Below are 18,335 nucleotides of genomic sequence, written 5' to 3'. Positions count from 1 at the left end.
GCGCATTCGCACTAGTCACCTAACAGCACCGTAAATTATTTAGAGTATATACGTTGATAATCTAACATATTTTTAATAGACGGTTGCTATGATTGTTTTCTCTTCACTCCAAATTCGCCGAGGTGTTCGTGTCCTACTGGACAATGCCACTGCGACTATTAACCCCGGCCAAAAAGTTGGTTTAGTGGGTAAAAACGGCTGCGGTAAATCGACACTTCTCGCGTTATTAAAAGGCGAATTACAAGCTGAAGCGGGTTCTGCAACCTTTCCAAGCAATTGGTCCATGGCATGGGTGAACCAAGAAACCCCTGCGCTTGACGTACCCGCTCTTGAATATGTGATTGATGGTGATCGCGAGTTTCGAGCTTTAGAGCAAAAACTTCAACAAGCCAATGAAAAAAATGACGGCCATGCCATCGCTGTGGTTCATGGGCAACTTGATGCCATTGATGCATGGACCATCCGCTCCCGTGCAGCCAGTTTGCTACATGGTTTAGGTTTCAGCCAAGCACAGCTAGACTCCCCTGTAAAATCATTTTCTGGTGGATGGCGGATGCGTTTGAACTTAGCACAAGCCTTGTTATGTCGTTCAGATTTATTGCTACTTGATGAACCGACCAACCACCTTGATTTAGATGCAGTGATTTGGTTAGAAAAATGGTTAAAAAGCTACCAAGGCACCCTGATTTTGATTTCCCATGATAGGGACTTCCTCGACCCGATTATTGATAAAGTGTTGCATATCGAACAAGAAACCATGTTCGAATACACGGGTAACTATTCGTCATTTGAACGTCAGCGCGCAACAAAACTGGCTCAGCAACAAGCACTGTATGAAAGCCAGCAGGCTAAAGCTGCACATTTACAAAGTTATATTGACCGTTTTAGAGTGCAAGCCACCAAAGCTAAACAAGCACAAAGCCGCATTAAGATGCTTGAAAGAATGGAAATGGTTGCCCCAGCTCATGTGGATAACCCATTCCATTTTTCATTCCGTAAACCAGAAAGCTTACCGAATCCATTATTAAAAATGGAAAAAGTCAGCGCAGGCTATGGCGAAAAAGTCATCTTACAATCCATCAAGCTGAACTTAGTACCAGGCTCACGTATTGGATTATTAGGCCGAAATGGTGCGGGTAAATCAACTTTAATCAAAATGTTAGCAGGTGATTTACCACCATTACAGGGAGAAATCGCCCTCGCAAAAGGGATTAAACTCGGTTATTTCGCCCAGCACCAATTAGAATATTTACACCCTGAAGAGTCACCTTTGCAGCATCTTGCCCGCCTTGCACCAGAGCAAACTGAGCAGCAGTTACGTGACTATTTAGGTGGTTTTGGCTTCAAAGGCGACCAAGTTACTGACCCAAGCGGCCGTTTTTCTGGTGGAGAAAAAGCGCGCTTAGTACTCGCGTTAATTGTTTGGCAACGCCCTAATTTACTGTTGCTCGATGAACCAACCAACCACTTGGACTTAGATATGCGGCAAGCACTTACTGAAGCCTTAATGGCCTTCGAAGGTGCTTTAGTTGTCGTTTCCCATGATAGGCATTTACTGCGCACCACTACCGATGAACTGTATTTGGTCCACGGCGGTTCTGTAGAGCAGTTTGATGGTGATTTAGAAGATTACCAACAATGGCTAGCAGAGCAAAATAAGCTCGAATTACAGCAAGCGCGTGATCAACAAGAAAAAGACAAGCCAGCAGCCGCTGCAACGGTGACGGCACAAGATAGAAAAGACCAAAAACGTCGTGAAGCGGAGTTCCGCCAACTGACTCAACCGATCCGCAAAAAAATCACGGAATTGGAAAAGCAAATGGATAAGCACTCGAATGCCCTAAATGAGCTAGAAGCAAAACTTTCTGATGCCACCATTTACGAACAAGATAAAAAAGCCGAATTGACGGAATGTTTGAAAAAACAAACTGAACACAAAGCGGCTCTTGAAGATGTGGAAATGGAGTGGATGGAACTGCAAGAGCAGTTAGAAACCATGACTAGTGAGTTTGAATTAAATTAATTCGTTATAAAACATCACAATCCATTAAAATCACGAAAAGCTATCTTTTGATAGCTTTTCGTTTTTATCATTACTGAATCTTATTCTTTCACACACATCACATAATACTGGCCATCAATAATTTCAGTACCTTCGGTTTCATGTTCAAAACCCGGAAATTCGCTATCCCATGCTTGAAGACTATGCAAATAGCCGATATGCGGGCTGTTTTTATCGCCAAAACTTTCACCTGATAACAACATAGGAATACCCGGCGGATAGGGAATAATCGAGTTAGCAGCAATACGTCCGGCAAGTTTATCTAAAGGAATCGCCTCAACGCGGTTAGCAACAATTTCTTGATAGGCATCGCGTGGGCTCATCATCACGGCGGGGAGTTGCTCATAAGCCTGATTTAACTGGCCACCTGGGTTATTTTTTTGTAGATACACAAACATTTTATTGCCTAAATCACGTAGCCCCATCTCGCCATAGATCTCAGGAGACGCTTCAACCACTTCAGGTAATACTTTTTTCAGTGCCGTATTGTTGTCATAATGGCGCTTAAACGACAGCAACGCATTGACCAGGGTTCCCCATTTTCCTTTTGTGATCCCCATAGAAAACAAGAACATAATTTGGAAATCAGTCGTGCGGGTTGGTACAATACCATAGTGGTTTAACCATGCCGTGACTAACGCGGCTGGGACGCCGCTATCCAGTAATTTACCGTCATCTCCCATTCCCGGCGACAAAATACTCACCTTAATCGGGTCAAGCATCGCCCAATCTTCAGGGATATCTTTAAAACCATGCCATTTATCTTCAGGGTTCATCACCCAGCAGCTTTGCTCTTTCATCAACAGCTCAACAGGCGCATCTTCAAAAGCATAGCGCTTGCCTGTTGCTGGGTCTTTCACCATTTCTTGATTCCATGGTTTGAAAAACCACTCATCGTCATTGATAAATTCTTTGTATAGGTAGCCCAGTGATTGACGGAAGTCGATAGCTTCACGGATGACTTCATCAGTGAGTGAACGCCCACTATTACCGTCCATCATGTCTGCGGCAATATCATTTGAGGCACAAATTGCATATAGCGGCGAAGTAGTCGCATGCATATGATAGGCTTGGTTAAAACGATTAAAATCAATCGCATTACGGCCATTTCGAATGTGGATAAATGAAGCTTGTGAAAGTGCATTCAATAATTTGTGCGTAGAGTGAGTTGCAAAAACGGTGGGCTCATCGTCTTTTCTAGGGTCATCACGCATCGCAAAGTGGTCGCGATAGATAGGGTTAAAGCGTGCGTAGCCGTACCATGCCTCATCAAAATGGATTCTATCCAATGATTCATCCAGCAAATCCTGTACTTTACGTGCGTGATAGCACACGCCATCGTAAGTACAGTTGGTTACGACGCTATATGCAGGACGTTTGCCTATTTTATCCGAAGTTAATGGATTTTTAGCGATTTTTTCAGTAATCGCTTCGGGTGTCATTTCTTGAGGATAAATCGGGCCAATGATGCCATAACGATTACGGCTTGGTGTCATATAAACCGGTTTTGCCCCTGTTAAGATCAAACCTTGCTCAATAGATTTGTGGCAGTTACGGTCAATCACAACAACATCATCATCTGTCATACAAGCTTGCATAATCGTTCGGTTCGAACCCGATGTTCCCACAACCACGGAGTAAGATTGGTCAGCACCAAATATACGCGCAGCATTCCTTTCACACTCACCAAATGCGCCGGTATGGTCTAACAGTGAACCCACAGCAACCCGCTCAATACCGATATCCGTCCGAAATAAGTTTTCACCAAAGAAATCATGATAAATGCGACCTGCGGGAGTTTTGGTGAACCCAACACCACCTTGATGCCCCGGTGCTGCCCATGAATATTCATGTACATCACTGTATTTAATCAAGCTTTTCATCAAAGGGGGCAATAAATTGGCACGGTAACGGATGATCGCGGCAAGGACACGGCCTGCAATAAAATCTGCGGAGTCTTCTAAAATCCATGCAAATTCATCGACTTGTTCCATCATTTTGCGGTCGAATGCCGTCAAAGCTTCTTCACGATCACTTAATAAAAATACGGGGACATCTTCTTGCCTACGGTGAAGTTGGGTAATTAACTGATGTGCCTGAGTTTGTTCTTGCTTGTCTGACATATCACGGCCATATAACAAGCAGTCAATGCTGGTATTTGACCGAATGTATGCCATTCCATCTTCAAAATTACGAATGATCACGGTTTCTACGTGCTCATCGTTAAGTTCACTGGCGAGTCTTGCTACGGCATGGCTAATAACGGAGTCGTCATCGGTTAATTCCGTATAAACTATGAGTGCTCTCATCAATAACTCCCTTTTAACTTTTTAAAATCAAAATACTTATAATATTAGTCTTAACGTAAATAAGGTTTTATTGCAAAGTTATCGATGAGAATTCAAGCCGCCAACTATTCATCTAATTTATTAATTACTACTCTTGCATTCATAACCAACGACTTCGCTTTCGCTTCTCTTCGTTGTAATAACGCCATAAAGATCAAGTCTGTTAGCGTATTTTGTGCGGTTCTTGAAGAAATTGATGAACTACGCCATTCATCTTCCTCCGCGATACTTTCAAGAACATAATCAGCAAGTTGCCCCAAGGGGGAATCACAATCACGAGTAATCGCGATGACGCATGCCCCTTGCTTACGCGCAATATTCGCTGCTGTTAGCATGTCTTTACGTCTTCCTGTAAAAGAAATAACGATTTGTACATCATGAGTATTGAGAGTCAGCGCCGCAGCAATTTGCACATGGTGGTCTGACTCCACAAGTGTTGTGATACCAATTTTTTGTAATTTGTAACTGAGGTCTTTTGCGGTTAAACCTGACCCACCAATCCCGACAATCTGTACTCGTTGTGATTGGTCTATTCGCTCAACAATGCGTTCAAACTGCTTGAAATCAATTAATTTTGTTGTTTCTGTAATGGAGTGATTTTTTTCCATTGCGAGTTTCTGAGCAACAACCATCAAGTTATCATCAGGCGCAATACGGTTATGTAGAGCAGAATGAGGCGCTCCATCTTTAAGTTGTTGGCGCCCAATAATCTCGCTAAGTGCAAGTTTCAAGGCAGGATACCCCTTTACACCAACTTTCTGACTAAACTTAACAATGGCTGATTGGCTAACATCTAAAATTTCCGCTAATTGCTGAGACGACAAATTTAGTACATTTTCGGGATTTTCAAGGATAAATTGGGCAATTTTGCGTTGGTTTTCCGCTAATCGCGGTAGTGAGTAGGTAATGATGTCCAATAATGTCATGGTGACCTCTAATAATAATTGTAATAGCCAGACCTATAGATAAAAAAATAATAATAAATTATTCCTCAATCAAGCCACTGATACCTGATGAATAATACTTATAATTCAAAGAGTCGTGACTTTAGCTTATAAAATTAATCACAAAATATTCTTGTATATTCACAAGTTAGAATAGATAGCACCGTGATGTTAATCACATATAAGGAATAAATAATTCCTTATATTAGCCCAATAACTGATTTAGGAGCAATTTTTATGACTATCGACTTAAGCAAAATGGTAACTGAAAGCCGCAATGCAGCCAGTACTAATATCGACCAACTATCAACGGCTGAAATGCTGAAGGTCATTAATGATGAGGATAAGCTCGTTCCGTTAGCAGTTGAAAAAGTGCTCCCTGAAATTGCTCAACTGGTTGATAAAGTCGCAGAGGCTTTCTTAAAAGGCGGTCGTCTGATTTATTCAGGTGCAGGAACCTCTGGCCGTTTAGGGATCCTTGATGCCAGTGAGTGCCCGCCAACTTATGGGACGCCACATGAACAAGTTGTGGGTTTAATCGCCGGTGGCCATCAAGCTATTTTCCGTGCCGTAGAAAATGCAGAAGATAAGCCTGAACTGGGTGAACAAGACCTCAAAGATATTCAATTTAATGATAATGATGTGTTAGTTGGTATCGCAGCCAGTGGGCGAACGCCTTATGTATTAGGCGCTTTAGCATACGCGAAGGCTGTTGGTGCAACAACAGCGGCCATTAGCTGTAACCCAAATAGCCCAATTGCCAATGCCGCAGATATTGCTATTACTCCCATTGTAGGTGCAGAGGTTGTCACCGGTTCTTCACGCATGAAAGCAGGAACAGCACAAAAATTAGTGCTGAATATGATCACCACTGGGGCGATGATCCGTATTGGAAAAGTGTTTGGTAATTTAATGGTCGATGTCGAAGCAACAAATGCCAAACTCATTGAAAGACAAACTAAAATTGTGATGGAAGCAACCGACTGCGACCGAACTACCGCAGAGACCGCCCTTCAACAATGTAACCGGCACTGCAAAACTGCCATTTTAATGGTGTTATCGGGTTTAAATGCCGATGACGCACGTCAACTACTCTTAGATAACAACGGTTTTATTCGTACGGCTCTCAATATGGCCTCATCCGCCTAACTTGCGGACTTCAATGGGATAAATAGTATGGCTAAAATAACAATAGAAATGATACAGCAGATCCTGCAACACGTTGGAGGACGCCGTAATATTAAATTAGCGGGTAATTGTATGACCCGTTTGCGGCTCACACTCAACAATGACCAGCTAGTCGATAAAGCTGCACTCAAACAAATTGCAGGAGTGCTTGGCGTTATTGAAAGTGATGAACAACTGCAAGTGATCCTTGGCCCAGGTAAAGCGCAAACTGCCGCGGACTTGATGAACCAACTTTTAGATAGTGATGAAGAGGATAACCACGAAGCAGCAGCCCAGCCTCAGGATCTGAACGATATTGCATCCGCAAATAAGCAGCAACTGAAAAAGAAACAAACCAGTGCCGTTCACCGATTTTTATCCAAATTTGCCACCATATTTACTCCGCTAATTCCAGGTTTTATTGCTGCGGGCTTACTATTAGGTTTTGCAACTCTGGCGAAACAAACCTATTTTCCAGCAGGGCTCCCGACAAAACCTGAAGAGCAGACCCTACTCGTACATACGATTCTGTATATGTCGGTATTTAGCAAAGGGCTGTTTAGCTTCCTAAGTATTCTTATCGGTTATAACACTCAAAAAGCCTTTGGCGGTAGCGCAGTAAATGGCGCCATCATTGCTTCACTGTTTGTTCTTGGGTACAACCCTGAAATAGCTAAGGGGTTCTATTCTGATATGAATAGCTTCTTCGGGTTGGCTATCGACCCAAGAGGTAACATTATTGGGGTATTAATTGCGTGTATTTTTGGGGCATGGGTCGAAAAACAAGTCCGTAAAATTATTCCAGCCAACCTTGATATGATTTTAACTTCAACAATTACCTTGTTAATTGTTGGTGCTGCAGTGTTTATCTTCATCATGCCAATTGGCAGTTGGTTATTCTCTGGTATGTCATGGCTTTTTGTTCATTTAAGCAGCAACCCATTCGGAACCGCTATACTTGCTGGGCTATTCTTAATTGCAGTAATGTTTGGCGTGCACCAAGGTTTTGTTCCGGTATATATGGCACTCGTTGAAACCCAAGGCTTTAACTCACTTTTCCCTATCCTAGCAATGGCTGGTGGTGGGCAAGTTGGTGCCGCAATGGCGTTGTATGTTAAAGCCGCAAAAGATTCAGTGTTACGTAATCAGATTCGCGGGGCCATCATTCCAGGTTTCTTAGGTGTCGGTGAACCACTTATCTACGGTGTAACCCTTCCTCGAATGAAGCCGTTTGTCACCGCATGTTTAGGCGGTGCTGCTGGGGGGTTCTTTGTTGGACTCGTGGCTTGGATGGGTTTACCAGTTGGTTTAAATACTGTCTTTGGCCCGTCTGGCTTAGTCGCTATCCCAATGATGACCTCTGCTGATGGCGTGTTCCCAGGGATGTTAGTTTATGTGGGCGGGTTATTCGTTTCCTACTTATTCGGTTTTATTTTTACCTACTTTTTCGGCACTAAAAACGTCGATTTAGATTAATCGCCTCCCTTACATGTAAAAAGCAGCCCATGGGCTGCTTTTTGATGGGTCATATAAACTGCACTTTTATCAGAAAATCATTCCAACCAAATCAGGGGAACGCACAAAGCCGTTAAAATCCCCATCACCCAGTTAAAAATAAACCAAGCACGGCGGCTACGTAAAAATAGGCTAATTAATGAACCAAACCCCATCCAAATTAAACCCGCCACTAAGTTAACTATCACAAATGCGATACTCATCATTAAAATAGATTGGGTAAATAATTCACCAGGGAGGCTAAATCCCCCGACAGCGCCTAGCCCCATCATCCATGCTTTGGGGTTTAAAAACTGTAATAAGCCACCTTGATACCAAGTAATGCTTTTCACAACTTCGCTATTCGTCTTCAGTGGTGCATAATTTGCCGTCGCTGTTTTCCATGCTAGCCATAGCAAATATAGACTTCCGGCGAATTTTAAGGCGACATGAAGCGCAGGATAGAGCAATAAAAGTGCAGCAACCCCGAATGCGGAGAGATAGAGTATTGACTGCATCCCTAACATAATACCAAGGCATAATATTATTGTATGGCGAAAACCGTAGTTTGCTGCACTTGACGTTAGCAACATATTGTTAGGGCCGGGAGTGACTGCAGCAATGAATAAAAACGTAAAAAGAGAAAAAACCAGCCCCAATGTCATTTATAATTTAGCCTCAAACTCAAATTTGTTTACTTGCATCACAAAAAAATAACAGTATGTTATGTGACTCACAAGAGTCTCCATTAAATAAAAATAAGGCTATGTCAGAAAACTTTCGTCCAATAAGTTGGGCTAAAAATCCACACCTCCAAACATTACTGCCAAGGATTTTCCGTAGAACACCGAAAATCAAACCAATATGGCAGCGGCTTGAATTGCCTGATGGCGATTTTATCGATCTCGCTTGGAGTGAAAAACCTGAGCTAGCGGCACATAAGCCACGTTTAGTGATCTTCCATGGTCTCGAAGGCAATTTTAAGAGCCCTTATGCCCACGGGATGCTAGAAACGGCCCAAAAGCATGGTTGGTTGGGTGTAATTATGCATTTTCGCGGTTGTAGCGGTGAACCCAATCGCCAACAGCGAATTTACCATTCAGGTGAAACCAGTGATGCTCGCTATTTTCTCCGTTGGTTAAAACAAACCTATGGTGATACGCCGACGGCCGCAGTCGGCTATTCTCTTGGTGGTAATATGTTAGCGTGCTATCTCGCAGAAAGTGGGCAAAATGCAGATTTAGATGCGGGCGTCGTGGTTTCGGCACCATTAATGCTAGAAGCCTGTTCTTTGCGGATGGAAAAAGGAATATCTCAATTCTATCAACGCTATTTACTAAATGGCTTAAAACGTAATGCAACGCGTAAATTGGTACGCTACCCTGGCTCACTACCTTTAAACTTGCTGCAGCTTAAACAACTAAAACGCATCCGTGAATTTGATGATGTGATCACTGCTCGTATTCATGGTTTTGATGATGCGACAGATTATTATCAAAAATGCAGCGCATTACCTAAATTAGCTTACATCACGAAGCCAACATTGATTATCCACGCTAAAGATGACCCTTTTATGGCGCCTGAGGTTGTTCCTGATTTATCATTTTTACCCCACAATGTGGAATACCAAATGACAGAACATGGTGGGCACGTAGGCTTTGTGAGCGGTACCTTGAGAAAACCGCAAATGTGGTTAGAAACACGCATCCCTCAATGGTTAACGCCTTATTTAGATAAGGAAATAATGTGATTATTCCTTGGCAAGAACTTGAACCTGAAACATTGGAAAACCTAATTGAAAGCTATGTCTTACGGGAAGGAACCGACTACGGCTCCCATGAAAAAAGCTTACAAGATAAGGTCAACGATGTGAAACGGCAGTTAGTTTCTGGTGAAATTGTGCTAGTCTGGTCTGAATTGCATGAATCGGTTAATTTCATGCCTAAGGGGAGTTTTTCTGTCTGATGTTTTTATTCTATGGTTCATTTTTACGTCATCATCTATCATGAATTAAGTTACAGGTTTTCCACACAATCATGTCGTAAAACCATCAAATAAAACTCAAAACCCTAACACCCGTTAATCCGCTTCATGCACTATTGATTAAAATAGTGCTTATAAGCGCAACACAGGGAGTCCACGATGTCCAAAAAGCACCCAATCATTGCTATCACTGGTTCGAGCGGAGCTGGCACAACCTCAACTAGCCAAGCATTTCGTAAAGTTTTTCACCAATTAAATATCCAACCAGCAACATTAGAAGGGGATAGCTTTCATCGCTATACACGCCCTGAAATGGATATGGCTATCCGTAAAGCCAGAGAACAAGGCCGGCACATCAGTTACTTTGGCCCCGAAGCGAATGATTTTGCGTTGCTTGAACAAACCTTAATCGACTATGCAAAAACAGGTTGTGGGCAGTCCCGTAAATATCTACATACTTATGATGAAGCGGTACCGTATGGCTTGCAACCTGGGACATTTACCCCTTGGGAGCCGCTACCAGACAAAACAGATATTTTATTTTATGAGGGGCTGCATGGTGGCGTTGTCACTCCAGAACATAATGTTGCACAACATGTTGATTTGCTTGTAGGTGTTGTCCCTATTGTCAACCTCGAATGGATCCAAAAATTGATCCGCGATACCACAGAGAGAGGGCACTCCCGCGAAGCGGTTATGGACTCTGTTGTACGTTCTATGGGGGACTATATAAATTACATCACGCCACAATTTTCTCGCACCCATATCAATTTTCAACGCGTTCCTACGGTAGACACCTCTAACCCCTTTTCAGCTAAAGCTATCCCATCACAAGACGAAAGCTTTATTGTGATCCGCTTTCGTGGGCTGGAGCAAATTGATTTCCCCTATTTGCTGTCAATGATATCTGGCTCTTTTATTTCAGCAATGAATACAATTGTCGTCCCAGGAGGGAAACTCGGTTTAGCAATGGAATTAATTATGGCACCAATAGTCGAAAAACTAATTAATCAAAAGAACAACAGTTAAATTATTTTTTGATTAATGAATAAGATGCTTATCATTAATTAAGGTAAGCATCTTTCAGTTCAAATATATTAATAAAAATTAAATTTATTTTTAGTTTTTTATTTCAAAGCTGTGTGTGACTTCAACGGTTTTCTCTAACATCAATGCGACTGAGCAATATTTCTCAGCTGAAAGTTGAACGGCACGTTCGACCGCTTTTTCCGTTAATTCATTCCCTGTAACAATAAAATGCAAATGGATTTTCACAAAATAACGAGGGGCTTCTTCACGACGTTGTGAGGTTAATTTAACTTCACAATCCGTAATATCATAGCGGCCTTTTTGTAAAATAGAAACGACATCAATCGCGCTACAACCCCCCGCTGCCATTAACACCATTTCCATTGGGCTTGGGGCTTTATCACCCGCATTGCCATCCATCATCACTTGGTGCCCAGACGCTGACTCCCCTAAGAAAGAAAGTCCTTCAACCCACTTTACTCTTGCTTCCATTGTATTTCCCCTTGAAATGAAATCGGTTTAAAGGCTACATTGTTCCATAGATATAAGGAATGTTATATCAACTTTATTTGGCTGAAGCGATACAGGGAAGACTTTCTTTATTGAATATGCTACAAACAATACTTAGTTGATAGGATTAAGATCAAAACTCAACGGTTTAATTGATTATATTATAGTGTTGATATCAATTTGCGTTACCAAAAGCAATCAAAAGCGCTGAAGTAATCAGCCCCTTGATTATTTAAAGGTATATAAGGCAAATTAATATGCTAAGCTAGTGACTTTAAAGCCAGCCTTTCTAGTACGTTTTTCCGAATGGCTGCAATAACATACAGAGGATAACGCTAATGGTTCTCGGCAAGCCACAAACAGACCCTACTCTTGAATGGTTTTTGTCACACTGCCATATTCATAAATATCCATCCAAGAGCACTCTTATCCATCAGGGTGAGAAAGCAGAAACCCTTTACTATATCGTTAAAGGTTCGGTGGCTGTTTTAATTAAAGATGAAGAAGGCAAAGAAATGATCCTCTCTTACCTGAATCAGGGGGATTTCATTGGTGAGCTTGGGTTATTTGAAGAAGGGCAAGAACGTACTGCGTGGGTTAGAGCAAAAATCGCCTGCGAAGTTGCTGAAATTTCATATAAAAAATTCCGTCAATTGATTCAGGTTAACCCTGATATTTTAATGCGCCTTTCTGCGCAAATGGCTAGTCGCCTACAAACAACATCTGAGAAAGTCGGTAACCTCGCATTCTTAGACGTTACAGGCCGTATTGCTCAAACGCTATTAAACTTAGCTAAACAACCTGATGCAATGACACACCCAGACGGTATGCAAATCAAAATTACTCGTCAGGAAATAGGCCAAATCGTGGGTTGTTCCCGTGAAACAGTCGGCCGCATTCTAAAAATGTTAGAAGACCAAAACCTGATCTCCGCACACGGTAAAACAATCGTTGTTTATGGTACTCGCTAATTAACCTTTCAGCCTCGCTCTCTTGGCGAGGCGCCCACTTTAGAATAGCGTTATACCTCCGGTATAACGCTATTTTTGCTTATCCATAGCCTATTTATATACTTTCATTAATGAGTATCGTTTCTTTATATTCTTCTAGCTAATTATCGAACTAATATAATGGGAGTTAACCATTATTAGGAGATTATTAGTCGTGACGTTAGATACTAAAGTAAATAATCAAGCCAGTATATTTATTAACATTAACAACAAAGTAATTCCATACAAAAAAACCTCAGTCATTGATAATCTAAATATTATTAAGCCATTGAGCTCAGAGAGTTATAATAAAATAAACTTTGCAATTCAGAATAGTGAATTTCACGAAAGTGCACAGCCCGTACTAAATCAACTACCCTATTCACCACCTGTTGAAAAGCTCTTATTACCTTATACCTATCATGAGGATGATTTAGTTTCCTCATTAGATATCTTCAAAAATAGCATTGAAATAAAAAATGATTCACTTATCAGTGAAAAAAAGGATACCGAGCTAATGCCACTTAATAAAATAAGCACTACAGAAACCAAAGTTTTTAAAGATTTCCGTTTAAATCGCTCAGCTGGTCGATTTTCAAATTTAATATTAGAAATAAAATCAACACATGAAAAAGGCATTCGTTATTTAAAAAATATACTTAAAAAAAATAACAATGAAGAACTATGTGTTAAATTTGAAAATGGCGAGGCTAAGATTACAGATAAGGCTACTATCGCTAGACAAGAATTAATGAAACAACATAAAGAAATTAACCATACCGAAAAAGAAAATTCAGCTATAGACTTAGAATGGGATTACTTCGAGCAGGAGCCTACATACTTAGATAATAGATCAGCAGTGTTCCCTCATCAAAAGAATGAAAGCTTAAATTTTGAATCTAATAATACTGATGAATTTAACGATTTAATAACTGTTCTTTATTCAAGTGACGAAAGTTTGAATTCATCTGGTTATCATTCAGATACTAGCTTACCCTTACGCAGTTCAGAATATTCCTCTACCGAATCGTTACATCAAGAAAATGATAATTTAAATCCCAATATCGACTTGATAATAAATAACCCTACGAAATATTATAATCTAACTAATTTTAATTCAAATAATGAAATCTTAAAGTATTCTTCAAGCGAATCATTGCATCAAAAAAAATATAATAAAGAAAATTTTAGTGATATAAATAAAAGACCTGAAAAGCAAACACAAACCGAAAAAATGAAACTATTAACGGAAGGGAAAAGCTCAACAGGTTATATACATCCCTCTCGTCGAAATAAAATAAATAACTCAAATCAAATTGAAAAAATAAATCAGCTTGATAGAAAAATTGCTGAGTTGGAAGCTCAGAAAAAAGAATACCAAGAAATGGCTAATATCACTTCAACACATGAAAAAAAAATTAAACAATTAGTATTAGAGGCTAAACAAGATATCGTAGAAAATAAAAACATTTAATCAATAAAACGTTTATTGCAGAGGCAAAATGCCTCTGCAACTTTACTCTACAATTTAACCCAATAACTTACCAATCGCCGTTGCTAATTTCGCCATACCGTTATTAATTTCTTCTTCCGAAATAATCAGCGAAGGCGTAAAACGTAAAACATTAGTGCCTGCATTGAGCATCATCAGCCCTTCTACTGCGCTGGCTTGCAGGATATCTTTCGAGCGGTTCAATAGTTTGCCGTCAAGCTCAGCACCAATTAAGAGCCCCATTCCTCTGATCTCAGAAAAAATGCCGTATTTATCGTTCAATTTATTTAAATGGGCAACAAACAGCTCACGACGCTTTTCGACACCTTTTAACACTTCTTCAGTATTAATAATATCAAACGCTGCATTACCTACTGCACAAGCTAATGGATTACCGCCATAAGTGGTACCATGCGAACCCACTTCCATCGTTTTCGCAATTTCTTCAGTAGTAATCATTGCACTGATAGGGAAACCGCCACCCAATGCTTTTGCCGTGGTTAAAATATCAGGCACAACGTTGTAATGCATATAAGAAAATAATTTACCTGTACGCCCCATACCGCTTTGCACTTCGTCAAAGATGAGTAATGCATTATTATCATCACACAGCTTACGAACTCCTTGCAGAAATTCTGCTGTTGCTGCGGTTACGCCACCTTCGCCTTGCACCGGTTCGAGGACAACTGCACAAGTATTTTCATCAATCACCGCTTTGACTGCATCAAGGTCATTAAAAGGCACATGAATAATATCCGCGGGTTTTGGCCCAAAGCCATCTGCATATTTCGCTTGCCCGCCCACCGAAACGGTAAATAATGTGCGCCCATGGAAGGCTTGTTTGAAAGCAATAATCTTCGTTTTATATGGGTTATATTTAGTGATAGCGTAGCGACGCGCTAATTTAAACGCGGCTTCGTTAGCTTCTGAGCCTGAATTCACAAAAAACGCACGGTCAGCAAATGTCGCATTCGTAAGTTTTTGTGCTAACTTTAGCGCCTGCTCGTTGGTGAAAATATTACTGACATGCCATAGCTTTTCGCTTTGTTCACGCACAGCAGCCACCAAACTAGGGTGACAATGCCCTAAAGCAAGAACCGCGATCCCACCGGCAAAATCAATATATTCTTTACCTTGCTGATCCCAAACGCGACTCCCTTCACCTTTAACTGGAATAAATTCCGCCGGCGAAAAAATAGGCAACATAACTTGATCGAAAGTCTGCCGATTAACTGCGTGTTGTTCTGCTGCTGCGTATTGTTCTGACATACCCCTCACCTGCTCTTATTTAATGCGATAATGAAAATATAATCATTAAATATGAATAAAAAATCAAAAAAGAGCAATAGCAAAGGGCATAATATGCATAATTAATTTATTCTGAACCAGATTTATAAATTAATATTTTAGAAAATTATTTAGTAATTCATGGCCTTGCTCACTCAGAATGCTTTCAGGATGGAACTGAACGCCTTCTATAGGCAAGGTTTTGTGCCGTATTCCCATGATTTCATCAACATCACCATTATTCAGTGACCATGCTGATACATCAAAAGAAACAGGGAGTGTCTCTGCCGCAATTACCAGAGAGTGGTAACGTGTCACCGTCAAGGGCCGGTTCAAGCCTTTGAATACCCCTTGATGATTATGGTGAATAGCAGAGGTTTTACCGTGCATAACTTCTCGTGCTTTAACAACTGATGCACCAAAAGCTTGCCCAATGGCTTGATGCCCTAAGCAAATACCTAAAATGGGAAGCTTACCTGCAAAATATTTTATCGCCTCAAGGGAGATGCCAGCCTCATCCGGTGTACATGGCCCAGGTGAAATCACAAGATGTGTAGGCGAAAGCTGTTCAATTTCTTCGATGGTAATTTCATCATTACGTTTTACAACAACTTCAGCCCCTAACTCACAAAAGTATTGGTATAAGTTGTAAGTAAATGAATCGTAATTATCAATAAGTAGAAGCATATTAGCCTATCCGACTGATTTTTATCATTATGTATTATTTCTTATGCATATTTTTATTGTGTTGGCAATCAGAACGGTGATTAAAACACCATAAAAATAATAAGGGCGGCTATCATAGCACAGCCAAAGCAGGAAAATAGCCTATTTAAGTCAATGATTATTTTTTCTCAGAGAAAATTTCCATATAAAAATCATGGAATTATATTTACATCCCTATAACAAACTCACATTTTGATTGAGAATTACTTTAAATACAATGAAATAAAAGGCGATTAAAACATAATAAGCACTGACACATTTTAACTAACATAGTGAATAAAGAGAAACTCAAAGGGGAAGGAAAAGCGGATTTTAAAAAAAGTGGGCACGTTAAAACAACCTACCCACTGTATTCGACACGATAGTTTTTAATTACTACTGTTTTTTAATCACTAAGGCTTTTTAATCACTTCAGCAGAAATGATTGTAATTGGCTCTACAGGAACATTTTGATACGGGCCGACGTTCTCTGTTTTTACTTTAGAGATTTTATCTGCAACATCCATCCCTTTCACCACTTTACCAAATACGGCGTAACCGAAGTCACGTTGTCCGTGGTCTAAGAACGCGTTATCAGCAACATTAATAAAGAATTGGCTCGTTGCGCTGTCTTTATTTGCAGTACGTGCCATAGAGATAGTACCGCGCAAATTACGTAAGCCATTATCTGCTTCATTTTTGATTGGGGCACGGGTTTGCTTTTGCTGTAAATCTTTATTAAAGCCACCGCCTTGGATCATAAAACCTGGAATAACACGGTGGAAAGTAGTTCCGTTGTAATAACCTTCATTAACATACTGAACGAAATTTTCTGTCGTAACAGGGGCTTTTTTACTATTCAGTTCTAATTCGATATCACCCGCCGACGTGACTAACTTGACATAAGTCTCACCCGCAGATAAAGCAAGAGAAGATGCGCTCATTGCGCAGACGGCCAAAAGTGGCACAAAAATTCGTTTTAACATGTAAGGTCCCTTTCGTTATAGCTCATTACAACTGCAATCAAGCAATTCTAGAGTGAAGCTAACAAGAATGCTGAAGATTTACCTATATTTACGCCCAAAAACAAAAGTGCATCAAATGCGTTAAATTCTAGACCACTTTCAGCAAAAGGCGTCATGAATAATGGCTATTTTTCTATTATTACAATTGCGCGGCTCACAACACAGGAAAAATATTACCTGATTCCAAGAGAAAAGCGGTTGAGAGGAGATTTCGAGTTGTCGGGAAGCGCTAAGCAAAGCTATAATCCCCGAGCCTTTTGAGGCTAACTCAGGGAGAACGACAAATGGCAATTAAAAATCATAACTACCAGATGGCAAAGTTTGTCATCAGTGCACCCGATATCCGTCATCTACCTAAAGATACTGGAATTGAGGTGGCTTTTGCTGGCCGCTCTAATGCGGGGAAATCCAGTGCGTTAAACGCATTAACACAGCAAAAAAGCTTAGCACGTACCAGTAAAACACCAGGAAGAACTCAGCTAATCAACCTATTTGAAGTTGAGGAAGGCGTTCGCCTTGTTGACCTTCCGGGCTATGGTTATGCCGAAGTTCCTGAAGAAATGAAACGTAAATGGCAACAAGCACTCGGGGAATATCTCCAAAAAAGAGAATGCATTAAGGGGCTGGTTGTCTTAATGGATATCCGTCATCCATTAAAAGACCTCGATATGCAAATGATTGAATGGTCTGTTGCGATGAATGTACCAGTTTTAGTTTTACTCACAAAAGCAGACAAACTGGCCTCTGGAGCAAGAAAAAAACAACTGATGGAAGTTCGCCAAGCATTGGCTCCACTTGAAGGGGATATTGAAGTCGAATACTTTTCAGCACTGAAAAAGATTGGTATCGATAAACTCCGCATTAAGCTAGATAGTTGGTATAACACACCGGCTTGATTTCTTTTATTGTGAGTCAGAAATGGCTCATAACACCCTTACGTATTCTAATCCACTGAATTTTAGATAAAAAAATGCTCCAATCAAAAAACTTGACTGGAGCAGCTAATATTCAGCTAAATCCGATTACGTGAAGTAAAAGGTCTGAAAGATAGAACATCTTACCTCTGTACCCTACGCCTATTAATGTACTTTATTTTTCGCTCGAAAAAAAGCCTTTTTGTAATTTTTTTTCAAAGCTTTCTACGATTCAGCACAGAAGTATGAATAAAATAAGCTAAAAAACGGATTTTAATTACATATTTATGAGATGTATGTCGCATAAAAATGTTAATCATTTTCTTGACTGTCATCACAAAAATAATTGATTTATTGCAGAGTTATATTGAATTTCTAGTTAATAA

16 protein-coding genes are annotated in these 18,335 nt (G+C 40.4%); 9 read left to right on the top strand and 7 right to left on the bottom strand.

Annotated elements, in window-relative coordinates; genetic code table 11:
* Positions 1-88 precede the first annotated feature (88 nt).
* On the top strand, positions 89-2,023 hold the full coding sequence (locus tag SJ312_RS12790) for an ABC transporter ATP-binding protein (protein WP_272574836.1): 1,935 nt from the start codon (positions 89-91) through the stop codon (positions 2,021-2,023).
* An 80-nt stretch (positions 2,024-2,103) separates the two neighbouring features.
* Here SJ312_RS12790 and adiA read toward each other — a convergent pair whose 3' ends face one another.
* Positions 2,104-4,371: an arginine decarboxylase gene (adiA, locus tag SJ312_RS12785; protein ID WP_319867885.1), complete on the bottom strand. Its 2,268-nt coding sequence runs from the start codon at positions 4,369-4,371 to the stop codon at positions 2,104-2,106.
* 104 nt (positions 4,372-4,475) lie between these two features.
* Complete coding sequence (locus SJ312_RS12780) at positions 4,476-5,336, bottom strand: MurR/RpiR family transcriptional regulator (RefSeq protein ID WP_004262528.1); 861 nt, start codon at positions 5,334-5,336, stop codon at positions 4,476-4,478.
* 255 nt (positions 5,337-5,591) lie between these two features.
* Here SJ312_RS12780 and murQ point away from each other — a divergent pair, with 255 nt between their 5' ends.
* A complete protein-coding gene (gene murQ, locus SJ312_RS12775) occupies positions 5,592-6,503 on the top strand; it encodes an N-acetylmuramic acid 6-phosphate etherase (RefSeq protein ID WP_004262531.1) in 912 nt (303 codons plus the stop codon).
* A gap of 27 nt (positions 6,504-6,530) precedes the next feature.
* The gene (gene murP / locus SJ312_RS12770; protein ID WP_004262534.1) at positions 6,531-7,997 is read left to right on the top strand and encodes a PTS N-acetylmuramic acid transporter subunit IIBC; all 1,467 of its coding nucleotides are present in this window, start codon (positions 6,531-6,533) and stop codon (positions 7,995-7,997) included.
* A gap of 77 nt (positions 7,998-8,074) precedes the next feature.
* On the opposite strand, the gene SJ312_RS12765 is transcribed toward murP, so the two are convergent.
* Positions 8,075-8,680, bottom strand: a complete 606-nt coding sequence (locus SJ312_RS12765) for a LysE family translocator (RefSeq protein WP_165879083.1) — start codon at positions 8,678-8,680, stop codon at positions 8,075-8,077.
* Positions 8,681-8,781: 101 nt separating this feature from the next.
* Between SJ312_RS12765 and SJ312_RS12760 the strand changes: the two genes are divergently transcribed.
* From SJ312_RS12760 to SJ312_RS12750, 3 genes are all read left to right on the top strand, one after another.
* The gene (locus SJ312_RS12760) at positions 8,782-9,765 is read left to right on the top strand and encodes a hydrolase (protein WP_036958590.1); all 984 of its coding nucleotides are present in this window, start codon (positions 8,782-8,784) and stop codon (positions 9,763-9,765) included.
* Positions 9,762-9,980: a YheU family protein gene (locus SJ312_RS12755; protein ID WP_004262551.1), complete on the top strand. Its 219-nt coding sequence runs from the start codon at positions 9,762-9,764 to the stop codon at positions 9,978-9,980. The genes SJ312_RS12760 and SJ312_RS12755 overlap by 4 nt, the downstream gene beginning before the upstream one ends.
* A 177-nt stretch (positions 9,981-10,157) precedes the next feature.
* Positions 10,158-11,027, top strand: a complete 870-nt coding sequence (locus tag SJ312_RS12750) for a phosphoribulokinase (RefSeq protein ID WP_319867880.1) — start codon at positions 10,158-10,160, stop codon at positions 11,025-11,027.
* A 90-nt stretch (positions 11,028-11,117) separates the two neighbouring features.
* Here SJ312_RS12750 and SJ312_RS12745 read toward each other — a convergent pair whose 3' ends face one another.
* A complete protein-coding gene (locus SJ312_RS12745) occupies positions 11,118-11,519 on the bottom strand; it encodes an OsmC family protein (RefSeq protein WP_004262554.1) in 402 nt (133 codons plus the stop codon).
* A 356-nt stretch (positions 11,520-11,875) separates the two neighbouring features.
* Between SJ312_RS12745 and crp the strand changes: the two genes are divergently transcribed.
* Positions 11,876-12,508 carry a cAMP-activated global transcriptional regulator CRP gene (gene crp, locus SJ312_RS12740; protein WP_004262556.1) on the top strand — a complete coding sequence of 211 codons (633 nt, stop codon included), beginning with the start codon at positions 11,876-11,878 and terminating at the stop codon, positions 12,506-12,508.
* A gap of 193 nt (positions 12,509-12,701) precedes the next feature.
* Positions 12,702-14,000, top strand: coding sequence for a hypothetical protein (locus SJ312_RS12735; protein WP_110592663.1), 1,299 nt, complete (start codon positions 12,702-12,704; stop codon positions 13,998-14,000).
* A 54-nt stretch (positions 14,001-14,054) separates the two neighbouring features.
* On the opposite strand, the gene SJ312_RS12730 is transcribed toward SJ312_RS12735, so the two are convergent.
* The 3 genes from SJ312_RS12730 to ppiA all read right to left on the bottom strand — a co-directional run bounded on the left by SJ312_RS12730 (position 14,055) and on the right by ppiA (position 16,996).
* Positions 14,055-15,287, bottom strand: a complete 1,233-nt coding sequence (locus SJ312_RS12730; protein ID WP_110592664.1) for an aspartate aminotransferase family protein — start codon at positions 15,285-15,287, stop codon at positions 14,055-14,057.
* Between the two features lie 129 nt (positions 15,288-15,416).
* Positions 15,417-15,992 carry an aminodeoxychorismate synthase component II gene (locus SJ312_RS12725; RefSeq protein WP_004265957.1) on the bottom strand — a complete coding sequence of 192 codons (576 nt, stop codon included), beginning with the start codon at positions 15,990-15,992 and terminating at the stop codon, positions 15,417-15,419.
* A 431-nt stretch (positions 15,993-16,423) separates the two neighbouring features.
* On the bottom strand, positions 16,424-16,996 hold the full coding sequence (ppiA, locus tag SJ312_RS12720; protein WP_004262568.1) for a peptidylprolyl isomerase A: 573 nt from the start codon (positions 16,994-16,996) through the stop codon (positions 16,424-16,426).
* 323 nt (positions 16,997-17,319) lie between these two features.
* Between ppiA and yihA the strand changes: the two genes are divergently transcribed.
* Entirely contained in the window at positions 17,320-17,931 is a 612-nt protein-coding gene (gene yihA / locus SJ312_RS12715) for a ribosome biogenesis GTP-binding protein YihA/YsxC (RefSeq protein WP_036958591.1), read from the top strand.
* Positions 17,932-18,335 lie beyond the last annotated feature (404 nt).

This window comes from Providencia sp. CIM-Carb-044, assembly GCF_033901115.1.
In the GTDB taxonomy this organism is placed as follows: domain Bacteria; phylum Pseudomonadota; class Gammaproteobacteria; order Enterobacterales; family Enterobacteriaceae; genus Providencia; species Providencia hangzhouensis.
The sequence above is the reverse complement of the archived record's forward strand: the minus strand, read 5'-3'. Positions and strand labels throughout refer to the sequence as shown.